We start from the raw sequence: 15,887 nt of genomic DNA on the forward strand, positions 1-15,887 counted from the left end.
ATGACACAGCGAACCACCCGCCCGATGCGGACCGCGGGCCTGGTCCTCGCGGTCGGCGCCCTGCTCGCCACCGTGTTGTCCGCCTGCGGCAGCACCGAACCGCGCAACCTGCTCGACTCCATCCGCGAGGGATCGGTCGTGCTGGGCGTCAAGTTCGACCAGCCCGGTCTCGGCCTCTACGAGCCGGACGGCAACGTCGAGGGATTCGACGCCTCGGTGTCGCGCTATGTCGTCAACCACATCGCCGACGACCTCGGTGTCCCCCATCCCGAGGTCACCTGGCGCGAGACCCCCTCGGCGCGCCGCGAGGCGATGATCGACAACGGTGAGGTCGACCTGATCGCGGCCACGTACTCGATCAACGCGGCGCGCTCGAAGAAGGTGTCCTTCGGCGGTCCCTATCTCGTCACGTACCAGGGTCTGATGGTGCGCGCCGACGACAACACGATCGACGAACTCGCCGACCTCGACAAGGGCAAGAAGCTCTGCTCGGTGACCGGCTCGACACCGGCGCAGAACGTCAAGGCACAGCTGCCCGCGGTCCAGTTGCAGGAGTACGACTCCTACTCGGCCTGCGTCGAGGCGCTGCGTCGCGACAAGGTCGACGCGGTGACCACCGACGAGGCGATCCTCGCCGGCTACTCCAACTTCTGGGAGGGCGAGTTCAAGCTCGTCGAGATGACCTACCTCAAGGACGCCTGCGTGAAGGATGCCCTGAAGACCGCGGGCAGTCCGTTCTCCACCGAGCGCTACGGCGTGGGGCTGGCTCTGGACGACACGGCGTCGCAGAACGCCGTCAACACGGCACTCGACGCGATGCTCGCGCCTTCCGTCGACGGCGAGTCGGCCTGGAACGCCGCGCTGCGCGAGGCACTCGGCAATCCCTACGTGGACGAGATCATCGCCCGCGCCGACCGTCCGGACTCGAAGTTCCCCTACCTGCCCGATCCCGGCGACCTCGACTTCCTCGACTCGCCCTCCACACCGTGCCCGCCCGGGCTGCAGTGAGCGACGGAGCTACCGATGAATGACGTCTCTCTGTGGGAGAGCATGGGTCCAGAGCTGTGGCCCGCCTTCTGGGTGACCATCCAGCTGACCTTCTACTCGGCGATCGGCTCGCTGGTGTGGGGCACGATCCTCGCGGCCATGCGGGTCTCCCCCGTGCCGGTGATGCGCGGCTTCGCCGAGGTCTACGTGAACATCGTCCGCAACACGCCGCTGACACTCGTGGTGCTGTTCTGTGCGATCGGCCTGTACCAGAACCTGGGCCTGACCTTCGCGCCGACGATCGAGTCGAACAACTTCTGGCTCGCCGTCCTCGCCTTCGTGCTGTACACCTCGACGTTCGTCTGTGAGACGCTGCGCTCCGGCTTCAACACGGTCCCGCTCGGGCAGGCCGAAGCCGCTCGCTCCCTCGGCCTCTCGTTCACGCAGGTCTTCGGGGTCATCGTGCTGCCACAGGCGATCCGGTCGGTGATCGGTCCGCTGGGCAGCGTCCTGATCGCGCTCACCAAGAACACGACGGTCGCCTCGGTGATCGGCGTCGCCGAGGCGGCGGCTCTGATGAAGACCGAGATCGAGACCTACTCCGACCAGCTGTTCGTCATCTTCGGCGTCATCGCGGCGGGATTCATGATCATCACACTCAGCGAGGGTGCCGTCTTCGGCTACCTCGCCAAGCGACTGGCGGTGAAACGATGAGCGCTGACTCGACCGTCCTCTACGACGCCCCGGGACCACGCGCCCGCACCCGGAACCGCTTGCTGGCGATCGCGTTCATCGCGGTCCTGGCCGCGATCGCGATCTACGTGATCGCCGTCCTCGCCGCCAACGAACAGTTCACCGCCGAGAAGTGGTCGCCGTTCGTCACGTGGAGCACTTGGACCGGCTACATCCTGCCGGGCCTGTGGCGGACCCTCGCGGCCGCGGCGGTCTCGATCGTGCTGTCGTTGTTGCTCGGTGCGGTCCTCGGTATCGGCCGACTCTCCGATCACCTGTGGGTACGCACCATCGCGGGCCTGTTCGTCGAGGTGTTCCGCGCCATCCCGGTGCTGATCCTGATGGTGTTCACCTGGTTCCTGTTCGCGATCTACGGGGTCTTCCCGTCGTCCTTCCTGGCGTTCGCGGCGGTGGTCACCGGACTCACCCTGTACAACGGGTCGGTCATGGCCGAGATCCTGCGATCCGGTATCAACTCACTGCCCAAGGGACAAACCGAGGCGTCGATGGCCCTGGGTCTGCGCAAGAGCCAGATGATGCGCATCATCCTTCTGCCACAGGCGATCACGGCGATGATGCCCGCACTGATCTCGCAGATGGTCGTGGCGCTGAAGGACAGTGCGCTGGGCTACATCATCGGTTACTCCGAGGTGGTCCGCAGCGGCCTGCTCTCGGCGTCGCGCTACGGCAACTACATCCCGGCACTGATCGTCGTGGCCATCATCATGATCCTGATCAACTTCGGGCTCTCGACCTTCGCCACCAGCCTCGAACGCCGGCTCCGGCAGGGGCGCCGGTCGTCCGCACCGCCCGCGGATCCGGAAGAGACCGAACTCGCTGCGTCGGAGAACCTGCCGACCGGCAGGTGACACCCGCACGATCGTCGTGTGGGGGCGCTCAGCCGCTACGCAGCTCGCTGAGCGCCTCCCCCACGACGTCGAACGCCAGGGATTGGGAATAGCCGCGCCGCACCAGCATTCCGACGAGACGTCGCATCGCCTTGTCGCGTTCGGCGCGATCCTCGGCTATCCGGTCGACGACCGAGGGCGTGAGTTTGCGCACGACCAGACCCGACGCGATCTCACGTTCGTCGTCGGGGTCGATGTCGGCGAGGGCCTCGGCGATGATCGACTCGTCGATCCCCTTGATGCGGAGCTCGTGTCGTAACGCGACGCGCCCCTTACCGGAGTTGAGGTGGCGGGATCGTACCCAATCGGAGGCGAACTCCTCGTCGTCGAGGAGGTTGTGTTGCTCCAGGCGCGCCATCACGTCGTCGACCGCCTCGTGTTCGAAACCCTTGCGCGTCAATCGCTCTCGCATCTCCTGGCGTGAACGCGCACGGACCCCGAGCAGTCGGAGCGCCGAGTCCCATGCGCTGGGTCCCTTACGGTCGGGGTCGTTGTCCCGCCGTGTGCGCGTCTGCCCGGGGTCCGTTGCCTCGCTCACGGTCTACCTGAACTCGCCTTCGATGTCAGAATTCGACTGGGGCGGGGGCGATGTCGTCGGCGTCGACGGTTGCGCCGATGCCCAGCTTCTCTTTGATCTTCTTCTCGATCTCGTCGCGGATGTCGACGTTCTCGAGCAGGAACTTGCGCGCGTTCTCCTTGCCCTGGCCGAGTTGATCGCCCTCGTAGGTGAACCACGAACCGGACTTGCGGATGAAGCCCTCCGCGACACCCATGTCGATCAGCGAGCCCTCCTTGCTGATGCCCTGGCCGTAGAGGATGTCGAACTCGGCCTGCTTGAACGGCGGTGCGACCTTGTTCTTGACGACCTTGACGCGTGTGCGGTTACCGACCGCGTCGGTCCCGTCCTTGAGGGTCTCGATCCGGCGGACGTCGAGGCGCACCGACGAGTAGAACTTCAGCGCCTTTCCGCCCGTGGTGGTCTCGGGCGAACCGAACATGACGCCGATCTTCTCGCGTAGCTGGTTGATGAAGATCGCGGTGGTCTTCGACTGGTTCAGCGCGGAGGTCATCTTCCGCAGGGCCTGGCTCATCAGGCGGGCCTGCAGACCGACGTGGCTGTCGCCCATCTCGCCCTCGATCTCGGCCTTGGGGACCAGCGCGGCCACCGAGTCGATGACCAGGATGTCGAGCGCGCCCGATCGGATCAGCATGTCCGCGATCTCGAGCGCCTGCTCACCGGTGTCGGGCTGGGACACCAGCAGCGCGTCGGTGTCGACGCCGAGTTTGGCGGCGTAGTCGGGATCGAGTGCGTGCTCGGCGTCGATGAACGCGGCGATGCCGCCCTGCGCCTGGGCGTTGGCGACGGCGTGCAGGGCGACGGTCGTCTTACCCGAGGACTCCGGACCGTAGATCTCCACGACGCGGCCGCGGGGCAGTCCGCCGATACCGAGGGCGACGTCGAGCGCGATGGACCCGGTGGGGATGATCTCGATCGGCTGACGGGTCTCCTCGCCGAGCCGCATCACCGAACCCTTGCCGAAGTTCTTGTCGATCTGCGCGAGGGCGAGGTCGAGAGCCTTCTCGCGGTCTTGGGGCGCAGGTGCCATGGGAGTTCTCCTCGGTTGCGAGCCGGATTTCCGGCGGGCGGTCTGTGCGGTCCGGGCGTTCATGTGATGAAAGTAGCCGGTGGGTCCGACAACTCTTCAGACGCAGACTCGGCCCGTGTGGTTCCGTCTGATTTCACCTCTGGGCACCAGGATGGACGAACACCTGTTCGATGGCAAGTGTGACACGCGGTGGCGTGTCACCAGCGATGGCGCGGTACGTCGAAGTCGCGACAGATCGCGATCCAGACGTCGCGCGGGTCGACCCCGTCGTCGATCGCCTGGGCACCCGTGCGTCCGCCGACCTCGATCAGGATGTGATCGGACAGGATCGAATCCGCCGACGGCACACCGAATTCGGTGGTCATCAACTCGGTGAACTCGGTCAGACGCACGGGTCCAGCCTAGGTGACGCCGCCAGAACGCGATGCGCGACCGCCACCGGGTCGACGACGTCGGTCACCGACTCCCCGATCGCACCCGCCGCGCGTGCATGTGCCGGATCGTCCAGGACGGCCCGCACGGCGTCGGCAACCGCGTCCGCGGTGACCGGACGCACCGCCTGCCCCGCGCCGGCACGTCGGATCCGGGCGGCGAGCTCCCACTGGTCACCCCCACCGGGTACCGCGACGACCGGCACCGACGCGAGCATCGCCTTGGCGAGGATCCCGTGCCCGGAGCCACAGATCAGCAGGTCGGCGTGCGCGAGCACCTCGTCCTGCCGGCCCGGCCCCGCCGTGATCAGTTCCCCGCGGAAGCGGGCGAGATCAGCCCCGTCGGGGTCGCGGAGCCCCGAGACCACCACCCGCACGGTCCGGCCCAGTGTGTCCGGCGACAGGGCTTCGAGAGCCTCGCCGAGCATGTCGGCGGCGCCGGTCTGCGCGGTCGACGGGGCGACGACGACGAGAGGGTGATCGCCGGTAGGCACGGTGAAGTGATCGTCGGTGGGCTCCCACACCAGGGGTCCGACGAGATGCGTGTCGGTCGGCCAGTCGGGGCGCGGGACCTCGAGGCCGGGAAGGGTGGCGATGAGTCGCGCCGCCGGTTCCGCGTCGACGTCACCCAGCCCGATCGTCCGCCGGGCAGCGTCCCGCTGCCGCACGCCCTGGCGGATCGACGACGCGGTGGCGGCGCGCATCAGCGTGTCGCGCAGCCGACCCCCGACGCCGCGACCCGGTTCGAGCCCGGACCCGATCGGCGGTAGTCCCCGGGACGGCCGGTACAGCGGATGCGGCGACAGCTCGATCCAGGGCAGTCCACACAGTTGAGCGGCCCAGCCCCCGCCCACGGTGATGACGTCGGAGATGACGAGTTGGGTCCCGGCCGCACGCAGCGGCCCGACGAGCTGCTGGGCCATGCGCGCGGCGCGGGCACTCAGTTTGGCTCCGGCGTCGGAGTCGTCGTCGGAGTCCTCGGCGCGCAGCCCCGGGAGATCAGCGATGTCGATCCCCCGGCGGCGCGCGGCCTCCGACCATGCGAGGGAGGTGAACACGACCGGTGTGTCACCGGCGGGGCGGAACCGCTCGGCCAGCGCGAAAGCCGGGAAGGCATGCCCGGCGTCGGAGCCCGCGACGATCGCGACGCGCACGGGTTCGTCGTGCACGCGTGCGCGATCTGTCAGTTCTGCTGGGGCGGCTCGGTGGTCGGCGGCGCGGACTGGGTCGCCGGCTTCTGCAGACCCGGTGCGGTCGTGCCGGCGGCGGGCAGCGCGTCACCGCGCATGCTCGCGCGGATCTGTTCGAGACGAGAATGTCCGGCCATCTGCACGCCGGCCTGCTCGACCTCCTGCATGCGGCCCTGCACGGAGTTCTTGGCCAGCTCCGCCGAACCGAGCGCGTTCGCGTAGCGTCGTTCGATTTTGTCGCGGACCTGGTCGAGGCTCGGCGTGTTGCCGGGCACCGACAGCTCGCTCATCTGGTTGAGCGACGCCGAGACCTGCTCCTGCATCTTCGCCTGCTCGAGTTGACTGAGCAGCTTCGAACGCTCGGACAGCTTCTGCTGCAGGATCATCGCGTTGCGCTCGACGGCCTTCTTGGCCTGATCGGCCGCCTGGAGCGACTGGTCGTGCAAGGACTTGAGGTCCTCCACGCTCTGCTCGGCGGTCACCAGCTGGGCCGCGAACGCCTCGGCGGCGTTGGTGTACTCGGTCGCCTTCTGGGTGTCGCCGGCCGCGGCGGCCTGATCGGCCAGCGTCAGCGCCTGGCGGGTGTTCGCCTGCAGCCGCTCGACGTCCTCGAGTTGCCGGTTCAGCTTCATCTCGAGCTGACGCTGGTTGCCGATCACCGAGGCCGCCTGCTGCGAGAGCGCCTGGTGCTGACGCTGGGCGTCCTCGATCGCCTGCTGGATCTGGACCTTCGGGTCAGCGTGCTCGTCGATCTTCGCGTTGCCGAGTGCTGTGAGGTAGCGCCACAACTTCACGAACGGGTTCGCCATGCTCGTCGTACTCCATTCAGGGGTCTGAGAACTCTGGTGACCAATCTAGCGTCTGCGAGTCCGGTGTTGAGTCGGTGTCGTTCAGACGGTGCGGGTCAGGCAGCCGCGAGCGCCGTGGCCTCCCGGCGGCCGGCGGGAGCCGGGATCACGACCTTGGTCGCGGTCAGTCCGGCCTCGGTGGCCTCGACGCCCTCGCCCATCGGCTCGGCGCCGACCACGACGGGTTCGGCACCGGCCGGACGCATGGCGCTGCCGACTTCGAGGAGCAGGTCGGCGATCTCGACCTCCAGCGCGTCACAGATCGCGGCGAGCAGTTCGCTCGACGCCTCCTTCTGACCGCGTTCGACTTCCGAGAGGTAGCCCAGACTCACCCGCGCACCGGTGGACACCTCGCGCAGGGTCCGGCCCTGCTGCGTCCGGACCCGACGCAGGCTGTCGCCGAGCGCCTCGCGTAAGAGCATCGCCATCGAGTCTCCTCCCTACTGAACGTCTCGGCCCAACTGAACTGCTCGGCGCCCACCGAATCGGCGGCGCGCCCGCTGCCCTACCCAACGCTTCGCGGTCCCGACGGGTTCCCCGCGGCACCGGCGGCGTCGGCACCCACGTCGGGGCAGCACCGTCTGATCGACGATAGTCGAAGTCAGCGACCGCCGCCGGTTCCTCCCACAGCACGTCCGCGCGGTGCCACCGGCCGGCGTGCGGTCTCATCGCGATCCGACCGGACCTTGACCGCCTGCCAGGTGTAGTCCAGACCCGTGTAGATCGTCACCACCACCGCCAGTCCCATCAGGATGTCGGCGGCGAGCTGCCACGGTCCGCCGAGCGGGAGGAGGTACAGACCGATGGCGAGCGCCTGCAGCAGCGTCTTGAGCTTGCCGCCGCGGCTGGCCGGGATGACCTTGTGCCGCAACACCCAGAAACGCAGCGCCGTCACCCACACCTCGCGGGCGACGATCACCACGGTGACCCACCACGGCAGGATGCCGAGGATCGACAACCCGACGAGGGCACCGCCGATCAGGGCCTTGTCCGCGATGGGGTCGGCCAGCTTCCCGAAGTCGGTGATCAGGCCGCGCTGCCGCGCGATCATCCCGTCGTACCGGTCGGTCAACGCCGCGACCCCGAAGACGATCGTCGCGATCGTGCGCCACAGCGTCGACTCGCCCGACTCCATGAACAGCGCCACCAGGAACACCGGCACCAGGACGATCCGGAACACCGTGAGTGCATTGGCGATGTTGACCACCGGCACCGGGTCCACCGGGTCGGTGATGTGGTCGGGCCCGCGGCCCACATTGGCGATGCCGTTCTCTTCGACGGCCCGCCGGATCCGGTCGGTCATGAGCTCGCTCCTGACCGCGGCGTCGTGCCGCAGTTCAGGGCAGTCCTCAAGTACACGCCCATCAGGGTATCGGCAGTCCCGGTGAACGACGTGCACAGGTCGCCCCATCGCAGAGACTAAGCTGAATTCCCATGTCCCCCGCCGATCACGTCGTCATCCGTCGTGCGCGCACCTCCGACGTCCCGCGGATCAAAGAACTGATCGACCAGTACGCCGGGAAAATCCTCCTCGAGAAGAACCTCGTCACGCTCTACGAGTCCGTCCAGGAGTTCTGGGTCGCCGACGTCGACGGCCTGGTGGTCGGTTGTGGTGCGCTGCATGTGCTCTGGGCCGATCTCGGCGAGGTCCGCACGGTCGCCGTCGACAACGCCCACGCAGGGCGCGGCATCGGCCACCTCCTCGTCGACCGGCTCATGGCGGTCGCCCGCGAACTGCAGCTCTCGCGCGTCTTCGTGCTCACGTTCGAGACGGCCTTCTTCGCGCGGCACGGTTTCGCCGAGATCCAGGGCACCCCGGTCACGCGCGAGGTGTTCGAGGAGATGTGCCGGTCCTATGACACCGGCGTCGCAGAGTTTCTCGACCTCAGTTATGTCAAACCCAACACCCTGGGCAACACCCGGATGCTGGCAACCATCGAGCAGGAGTGACCATGCCGTTCTTCGCCGTGCAGTACACCTATCGCCCAGCCAAGGCCGCCCTGCGGGATCAGCACCGACCGCTGCACCGGGAGTGGCTCGCGGAAGAACATTCGGCGGGCAACGTGCTGATCGCCGGTCCCTATCCCGACGGGTCGGGCGCGCTCATCGTCATTCGGGCAGCCGACCTCGAGGCGGCCGAGGCATTCCTCGCCAACGACCCGTTCCAGGCGCATCAGGCCGTCGACGCCATCCGCCTCGACGAGTGGACGCAGGTGTTCGGGCCGTTCCCGGGCTGATGCCACGTCCACCCGTCGGCGACGGGTGGACGTGGACGGGTCAGGAGTCCTTGGACTTCGGTGCCGGCGAGTCGGTCGTGTCGCCGGCGGATTCGACCTCAGGCGTCTTAGCCATCCCGCGACTCTTGATCAGGCTGGCCACCGTGGTGATCACCAGGACACCGAGGATCACCGACAGCGACAGCCCGGTGGAGATCTCGGGGACCGCCACGTGCTCGCCACCGTTGATGAAGGACAGGGTGTTCTCGTGCAGGGCGTGGAGGACCAGCTTGACGCCGATGAAGGCCAAGATGATCGACAGGCCGATGGACAGGTACACCAGGCGGTCGAGCAGTCCGCCGATGAGGAAGAACAGCTGACGCAGACCCATCAGGGCGAACGCGTTGGCGGTGAAGACCAGGTAGGGCTCGGACGTGAGGCCGTAGATGGCCGGGATCGAGTCGAGCGCGAACAGCACGTCGGTGAAGCCGATGACGATGAGAACCATCAGCATCGGGGTCGCGAGGCGCTTGCCGTTGACGCGGGTGAACAGCTTGTCGCGGTCGTACGAGTCATGCGTGCGCAGGTAACGCTTGACGAAGCGCTCGAGACGCGTCTCGCGCTCCTCCTCGTGCTCGACCGGGTCGTCGCTCTCGCGGAGCAGCTTGACGGCGGTGAAGATCAGGAACGCGCCGAACAGGTAGAAGACCCAGCTGTAGGCGTTGATGGCGGCCGCACCGACGGCGATGAAGATGCCGCGCATGATGAGGGCCATCAGGATGCCGAGCAGCAGGACCTTCTGCTGGTACTCCTTGGGCACCGCGAACTTCGCCATGATGATGACGAAGACGAACAGGTTGTCCACCGACAGCGCCTTCTCGGTGACGTAACCGGCGAAGTACTCACCGCCGAAGGTCGATCCCCAGTTCCACCAGACGAACAGACCGAAGATGACGGCGAATCCGATGTAGATCGCCGACCAGATGCCCGACTCCTTGAGCGACGGCGCGTGGGGCACGCGCACGTGGGTGAAGAAGTCGAACGCGAACAGGGCGAGGATCACCGCACAGGTGATCAGCCATACGGACAGCGAAACATCCACTTGTAACCTCCAGCAGGCAGCATGAGCTGACGAGCCAGAGGTCTCTCCCACCGAACGGGGGCCGACGCTCCGGGTCAGGGCCGCGACGATGATCGGCATCGTTGCGAATCGTGACCGTATTGACGGAGACGCCGCTTTGGGGATACTCCCCTCATGGATCTCCGGCTACCTTACACAAACTGCAGGAAACCTGCAGAAACCGCAGGTCAGCGACCCGAGTCAGGTGCCGGAACTGTCCGTTTCGTCGCCGCCGCCGGTGATCGAGGCGATCACCCCCGCCAGATCGTCGGGCTTCACGAGCACCTCACGCGCCTTCGATCCCTCGCTGGGGCCGACCACTCCCCGCGTCTCCATCAGGTCCATGAGACGGCCGGCCTTGGCGAACCCGACCCGCAGCTTGCGCTGCAGCATCGACGTCGACCCGAACTGGCTCGACACGACCAGTTCGATCGCCTGCAGGAGATCGTCGAGGTCGTTGCCGATGTCGCTGTCGATGTCCTTTTTGTCGCCCGCCTTCGCCGCGGTGACACCCTCGGTGTACTCCGGCTCGGCCTGCTCCTTGGAGAAATCGACGACCGCGGCGATCTCCTCGTCGGTGATGTAGGCACCCTGCATGCGGATCGGCTTGTTGGCGCCCATCGCGAGGAACAGGCCGTCGCCCATGCCGATCAGCTTCTCGGCACCCGGCTGATCCAGGATGACGCGTGAGTCGGTCAGCGACGACGTCGCGAACGCCAGCCGCGACGGCACGTTGGTCTTGATCAGACCGGTGACGACATCGACCGACGGACGCTGCGTCGCGAGCACCAGATGGATGCCGGCGGCGCGCGCCTTCTGGGTGATCCGCACGATCGCGTCCTCGACGTCGCGGGGCGCGGTCATCATCAGGTCGGCGAGCTCGTCGACTATGGCCAAGATGTACGGATACGGCTTGTAGACGCGTTCGCTGCCCAGCGGGGCGGTGATGTCTCCCGACCGGACCTTCGAGTTGAAGTCGTCGATGTGGCGCACCCGCGAGGCCTTCATGTCCTGGTAGCGCTGCTCCATCTCCTCGACGAGCCAGGCGAGTGCGGCAGCGGCCTTCTTCGGTTGCGTGATGATCGGCGTGATGAGGTGCGGGATTCCCTCGTACGGGGTGAGCTCGACCATCTTCGGGTCGATCAGGATCATCCGCACCTGCTCCGGCGTCGCACGGCTGAGCAGCGACACGAGCATCGAGTTGACGAAGCTCGACTTGCCCGAGCCGGTCGACCCGGCGACCAGCAGGTGCGGCATCTTCGCCAGGTTGGCGCTGACGAAATCTCCCTCGATGTCCTTGCCGAGCCCGATCACCAACGGATGCTTGTCCTTCCGGGTCGACGGCGAGTTCAGCACGTCGGCCAGGCGAACCATCTCACGGTCGGAGTTGGGGACCTCGATACCGACCGCGGACTTGCCGGGGATCGGCGCGAGCAGGCGCACGTTGTCCGTTGCCGCGGCGTAGGCGATGTTGCGTTGCAGCGCGGTGATCTTCTCGACCTTCACGCCCGGGCCGAGCTCGATCTCGTATCGTGTGACGGTCGGCCCGCGGGTGTATCCGGTGACCGCGGCGTCGATCTTGAACTGCTCCAGCACGCCGGTCATCCGGTCGATCATGTCGTCGTTGGCGCTGCTGCCCATCTTCGGCGGATCGCCCTCGATGAGAAGGTCGGCGGGCGGCAGGCGATAGTCCCCGTCGGCGGTGGGATCGGACGGGATGAACGCCTCGTCGTCCGACATCCCCTCGTCCGTCATCTCGTCGTCGAGATCGGGTTCGTGCCGGGGCTCGGGTTCGGGTGCGGGGCGCGGCGCGGATCGCGCGGCGGCCCGCCGAGCGGGGGTGGCACGGGTACGGGGGCTCGACGCGATCACCTCGGTGACCTGCTGGTCGGCATCCGCGAAGTTCTCGGTGACGGCCTCCTCGAGCGGGGCGACGTCGGCGACGTCGGCGGGCTTGCGCCGCGACGTCCGTCCCGAGGTCCGCGTCGGCGCCGAATCCGGCGGGTAGTTGTCGTACGGGTTCGACGAGTACGGCCGACGCCGGGACCGCGACTCGAGCGCGCCGGAGTCCCAGGGATCCGATTCGGCGCTGTCGGTCTCGGTATCGGGTTCGTCGAAATCCGGATCGTCGTAGTTCTCGGCGTCGGCATCCCACTCGTCGTCGTCCCAGGGCGCGTCGTCGCCTCGTCCGACACCCAGACCGAGGTAACCGGCGGCGGCGTCGACGACCTCGCGGACGGTTCGGCCGCTGAGGATGAGTACGCCGAATGCCATGCACAACAACAGGATCGGCACCGAGACCCACGCGGTGACACCCGCGGTCAACGGCGTGCCCACCGCGAAGCCGACGAACCCGGCCGCGCCGGACCGTCCGGGGAGGTCGACCGGCGCACCGGCGACGAGGTGCATCAGACCGAGCAGCGGAAGGATCACCAGGAACCCACCCGACAGGTAGCGGCCGCGTCGCTCCGGGGCGGCCGGCCGTCGCATCAGGACGACTGCCAGCGCGAGCAGACCGACCGGCACGAGCACGGCCGCCGACCCGATGACCGCGCGGATGAGGGCCTCGATGAAGGCGCCCACCGGACCCGCCGCACCGAACCAGACACTGGCGCCGACGAGCAGGCCGAAGGCGAGGAGACCGAGTGCTGTCCCGTCCCGCCGATGGCTGTGACCGCCGGGCCGGGGTCGACCGTTGCCGTCGGGCCCGTCGTCGAACTCCTCGAAGTCCGGGTCGGTGTCGTCGATGTCGTCGAACTCTCCGACGGCTTCGGTGCGCGGTCCGCGGCCGACGCCCGAGCCCGCCCGGGCGGCGCTGCCGACGCCGCGCGCGAACAACGACCATCCGGCACCGATACCCTTGCCCACCGCGGACGCCCCGGCCGCGGCGACGGAACGACGATGCAGGTCCACCGACTCCGCTGGTGCAGCGGACCGGGAACTCTTCCGCGATGCCCCGGCCTTCGACCTCGTCGAGGCACCGGCGCCCGTCTGACGACGCGAGCCACCGCTCTTCGAACCGCCGCTCTTCGAACCGTCACCCGTCGAGCGGCGAGCGGCGGTCGAACTCCCTCGAGCCGAACTCGCCCGCCCCGAACCACCGCGAGCGGATCCACCGCGCGTGGAACCAGCAGCGCCGCGCGCGGAGGACGCGCGTGTACCCGTGCTTGCCTTCGAAGCCATACCGACAGACTAGTGGGCAGCGGTCACATCAGTCACACGGGCAACACAGACAACGGATGCGTGTCGAAGTTGTGATCGCTCAGAGGCCGCGCGAACTCTCGCGGACGCCCGTGATCGCGGCGGCGTCACCGGCGAATGTGACGTCGACCGGTGTACGGCCGAACGCGAACAGCACCAGCTCACCGACACGACCGGTCACGATGACGTCGTCACCCGATCCCGCCGTCACCAGATCCTCGCCGTCCGGGGTGCGCAGGGTCACGCGGGCCGGGACCTTCTTGAGCGTCATCCGGCCCATCGACTTGGCCGGCGTGCGCAACTCCGCCTCGAGTTCGGGGGCCAGCGACCGGGGCGTCCACGGCCCGTCGGGGTCGGCGCCGCCACGCAGGACGTCTTCGTGGTGGACGAACATCTCGGCCAGGTTGGCGAATCGGTCGATCAGCTTGAACGGCGAGTAGACCGGCGGCCCCGAGGCGAGCAACGCCAGTTGGGCATCCCAGTCCTTCGACGTCGCCTGGGCTCGCACCTTCTCGGTGTGGCCGGCGAAAGCCGGGATGAGAATGCCCGGCCCGGTGTCGGGGCGTCGTTCCCGGACCACGAGATGCGCCAACAGATCGCGGGTGGTCCAGCCCTCACACAAGGTGGGCGCGTCGGGGCCCACCTTTCGAAGGGTCTCGACGAGGGCTGCTCTTTCCTTCTGCGCTCCGGTCACACGACCACGGTAGCGACAACGCCGGGATCTCGTTCCTCGGCGCCGGTCAGTCCCCGACCGCGATGACCGTCGGCACGATCATCGGACGGCGACGATAGGCGGTCGACACCCAGCGCCCGACCGCACGGCGAATCCCCTGGGCGATCCGGTGCGTGTCGGAGACACCCTCGGCCGCCAGCGAATCCAGCGTCTGGTTGACGATGTCCGCCGCCTCCTTGAGCGCGTCCGGGTCGTCGGAGAAACCGCGTCCGGAGACCTCGGGTGTGCTCACCGCACGGCCCGTCGTCACGTCCACGGCGACGGTGATGGCGATGAATCCGCCCTCCCCCAGCACGAGCCGTTCGGAGAGCGTCGACTCCCCCACGTCGCCGACCGAGAGGCCGTCGACGTAGACGTGCCCGACCGGAACCCGTCCGACGATGTCGGCGCGACCGTCGACGAGGTCGACCACCACGCCGTCCTCGGCGAGGACGACCCGGTCCTCGGGCACACCGGTCGCTACCGCGAGCGCGGCGTTGGCGCGCAGGTGCCGCCATTCGCCGTGCACGGGCATCGCATTCGAGGGGCGCACCGCGTTGTAGAGGTAGAGCAGCTCACCGGCCGAGGCGTGGCCCGAGACATGGACCTTCGCACTCTGCTGGGTGATGACGGTCGCGCCGCGCTTGGCCAGCCCGTTGACGACGGCGAACACCGAGTTCTCGTTGCCGGGGATGAGCGAGGACGCCAGCACGACGAGGTCGTCGGCCCGGATGTTGATCTGCCGGTGCTCTCCGCGCGCCATCCGGGAGAGCGCGGACAGCGGCTCGCCCTGCGAGCCGGTGGAGATCAGCACCACGCGGTGGTCGGGCAGGGTTGCCGCGGTGTCGAGATCGACGACGACGCCGTCGGGTACCGAGAGGTAGCCGAGATCCTGCGCGATCTGCATGTTGCGCACCATCGAACGGCCGACGAAGGTGACCCGCCGATTGTGGGTGTGCGCCACGTCGATGATCTGCTGGATGCGATGGACGTGGCTCGCGAACGACGCCACGATGACCCTCTGTGTGGCCTTGCCGATGACCTGGTCGAGCACCCCGCCGATCTGACGTTCCGGGGTCACGAAACCGGGCACCTCGGCGTTGGTCGAGTCCACCAGGAACAGGTCGACGCCCTCATCGCCGAGGCGGCTGAACCCGGCGAGGTCGGTGAGCCGGCCGTCGAGGGGCAGCTGGTCGAGCTTGATGTCGCCGGTGTGCAGCACGACGCCGGCGGGGGTCCGGATCGCGACGGCCAGGGCGTCCGGGATCGAGTGGTTGACGGCGAAGTACTCGCACTCGAACGGGCCGTGCGAGGTCTTCTGACCTTCGACGACCTCGACGAGCTTGGGTCGCAGGCGATGCTCGCGACACTTGGCCTCGACCAGGGCGAGCGTGAACTTCGCGCCGATCACCGGGATGTCGCTGCGTAGCCGGAGCAGGAACGGCAGAGCGCCGATGTGGTCCTCGTGGCCGTGGGTCAGGATCACCGCGTCGACGTCGTCCATGCGGTCTTCGATGTAGCGGAAGTCCGGCAGGATCAGGTCGACGCCCGGCTGGGCGTCCTCGGGGAAGAGCACACCGCAGTCGACGATCAGCAGACGGCCGTTGTATTCGAAGACGGTCATGTTGCGGCCGATCTCGCCGATCCCGCCGAGCGCCACCACGCGCAGACCACCCTTGGGCAGTCGGCGGGGTGTGCCCAGTCGGTCGACAGGGGCCGGGGTTGCCGGTTCGGGCCGGCGGCCGCCGCGGGCGTCGCCGCGCTCGTGGCGGGGGCGACGGGTGTTCGACGCGGGACTCGCCGGACGCTTGGCCGCGTGCTTCGGCGAGTTCGCGTCGGATTTCGGTTCCGATGATCCGGTCCGCTCGGCTCGCGCGCGCCGGGGTTGCCGTGCCTTCGAGGTCACCTCGACAGGCTCGGCGGGCGGGGTGGGCT

General features: G+C 67.9%; 16 protein-coding genes. 5 read left to right on the forward strand and 11 right to left on the reverse strand.

Annotated elements, in window-relative coordinates; genetic code table 11:
• The 3 genes from JW364_RS16245 to JW364_RS16255 are packed head-to-tail and all read left to right on the forward strand — an operon-like array spanning window position 1 to window position 2,588.
• Entirely contained in the window at window positions 1-1,008 is a 1,008-nt protein-coding gene (locus tag JW364_RS16245) for a glutamate ABC transporter substrate-binding protein (RefSeq protein ID WP_065628923.1), read from the forward strand.
• A gap of 15 nt (window positions 1,009-1,023) precedes the next feature.
• Entirely contained in the window at window positions 1,024-1,701 is a 678-nt protein-coding gene (locus JW364_RS16250) for an amino acid ABC transporter permease (RefSeq protein WP_058250184.1), read from the forward strand.
• Window positions 1,698-2,588, forward strand: a complete 891-nt coding sequence (locus tag JW364_RS16255) for an amino acid ABC transporter permease (protein WP_068969884.1) — start codon at window positions 1,698-1,700, stop codon at window positions 2,586-2,588. The genes JW364_RS16250 and JW364_RS16255 overlap by 4 nt, the downstream gene beginning before the upstream one ends.
• 28 nt (window positions 2,589-2,616) lie before the next feature.
• Here JW364_RS16255 and JW364_RS16260 read toward each other — a convergent pair whose 3' ends face one another.
• From JW364_RS16260 to pgsA, 7 genes are all read right to left on the reverse strand, one after another.
• Complete coding sequence (locus JW364_RS16260) at window positions 2,617-3,165, reverse strand: regulatory protein RecX (protein WP_205333969.1); 549 nt, start codon at window positions 3,163-3,165, stop codon at window positions 2,617-2,619.
• A 25-nt stretch (window positions 3,166-3,190) separates the two neighbouring features.
• Complete coding sequence (gene recA / locus JW364_RS16265) at window positions 3,191-4,234, reverse strand: recombinase RecA (protein ID WP_006866461.1); 1,044 nt, start codon at window positions 4,232-4,234, stop codon at window positions 3,191-3,193.
• A 197-nt stretch (window positions 4,235-4,431) separates the two neighbouring features.
• Window positions 4,432-4,626 carry a DUF3046 domain-containing protein gene (locus JW364_RS16270; RefSeq protein WP_058250181.1) on the reverse strand — a complete coding sequence of 65 codons (195 nt, stop codon included), beginning with the start codon at window positions 4,624-4,626 and terminating at the stop codon, window positions 4,432-4,434.
• Window positions 4,617-5,819: a glycosyltransferase gene (locus tag JW364_RS16275; protein ID WP_068969900.1), complete on the reverse strand. Its 1,203-nt coding sequence runs from the start codon at window positions 5,817-5,819 to the stop codon at window positions 4,617-4,619. Before JW364_RS16275 ends, JW364_RS16270 begins: the two co-directional genes overlap by 10 nt.
• A 29-nt stretch (window positions 5,820-5,848) precedes the next feature.
• Entirely contained in the window at window positions 5,849-6,664 is an 816-nt protein-coding gene (gene pspA / locus JW364_RS16280; protein WP_058250180.1) for a phage shock protein PspA, read from the reverse strand.
• A gap of 95 nt (window positions 6,665-6,759) precedes the next feature.
• A complete protein-coding gene (locus tag JW364_RS16285) occupies window positions 6,760-7,131 on the reverse strand; it encodes a helix-turn-helix domain-containing protein (RefSeq protein WP_205333968.1) in 372 nt (123 codons plus the stop codon).
• A gap of 173 nt (window positions 7,132-7,304) precedes the next feature.
• The gene (gene pgsA / locus JW364_RS16290) at window positions 7,305-8,006 is read right to left on the reverse strand and encodes a CDP-diacylglycerol--glycerol-3-phosphate 3-phosphatidyltransferase (RefSeq protein WP_165630173.1); all 702 of its coding nucleotides are present in this window, start codon (window positions 8,004-8,006) and stop codon (window positions 7,305-7,307) included.
• Window positions 8,007-8,137: 131 nt separating this feature from the next.
• On the opposite strand from pgsA, the gene JW364_RS16295 reads away from it, so the two are divergent.
• Together JW364_RS16295 and JW364_RS16300 are read left to right on the forward strand one after the other, a co-directional pair.
• Window positions 8,138-8,653 (forward strand): amino-acid N-acetyltransferase, encoded by a 516-nt coding sequence (locus JW364_RS16295; protein ID WP_058250177.1) that lies wholly within the window; start codon window positions 8,138-8,140, stop codon window positions 8,651-8,653.
• A gap of 2 nt (window positions 8,654-8,655) precedes the next feature.
• Window positions 8,656-8,940, forward strand: coding sequence for a YciI family protein (locus JW364_RS16300; protein WP_165630174.1), 285 nt, complete (start codon window positions 8,656-8,658; stop codon window positions 8,938-8,940).
• Between the two features lie 40 nt (window positions 8,941-8,980).
• Here the strand turns inward: JW364_RS16300 and JW364_RS16305 are convergent, their stop codons facing one another.
• The 4 genes from JW364_RS16305 to JW364_RS16320 form a co-directional block, all read right to left on the reverse strand.
• Complete coding sequence (locus JW364_RS16305) at window positions 8,981-10,021, reverse strand: TerC family protein (protein ID WP_165630175.1); 1,041 nt, start codon at window positions 10,019-10,021, stop codon at window positions 8,981-8,983.
• 219 nt (window positions 10,022-10,240) lie between these two features.
• Entirely contained in the window at window positions 10,241-13,222 is a 2,982-nt protein-coding gene (locus JW364_RS16310) for a DNA translocase FtsK (protein ID WP_240199180.1), read from the reverse strand.
• 79 nt (window positions 13,223-13,301) lie between these two features.
• Window positions 13,302-13,934: a TIGR03085 family metal-binding protein gene (locus JW364_RS16315; RefSeq protein WP_068969877.1), complete on the reverse strand. Its 633-nt coding sequence runs from the start codon at window positions 13,932-13,934 to the stop codon at window positions 13,302-13,304.
• A gap of 46 nt (window positions 13,935-13,980) precedes the next feature.
• Window positions 13,981-15,858 (reverse strand): ribonuclease J, encoded by a 1,878-nt coding sequence (locus tag JW364_RS16320; protein WP_288816390.1) that lies wholly within the window; start codon window positions 15,856-15,858, stop codon window positions 13,981-13,983.
• Window positions 15,859-15,887: the final 29 nt, after the last annotated feature.

Source organism: Gordonia sp. BP-119 (assembly GCF_016924115.1).
GTDB lineage: Bacteria > Actinomycetota > Actinomycetes > Mycobacteriales > Mycobacteriaceae > Gordonia > Gordonia hongkongensis.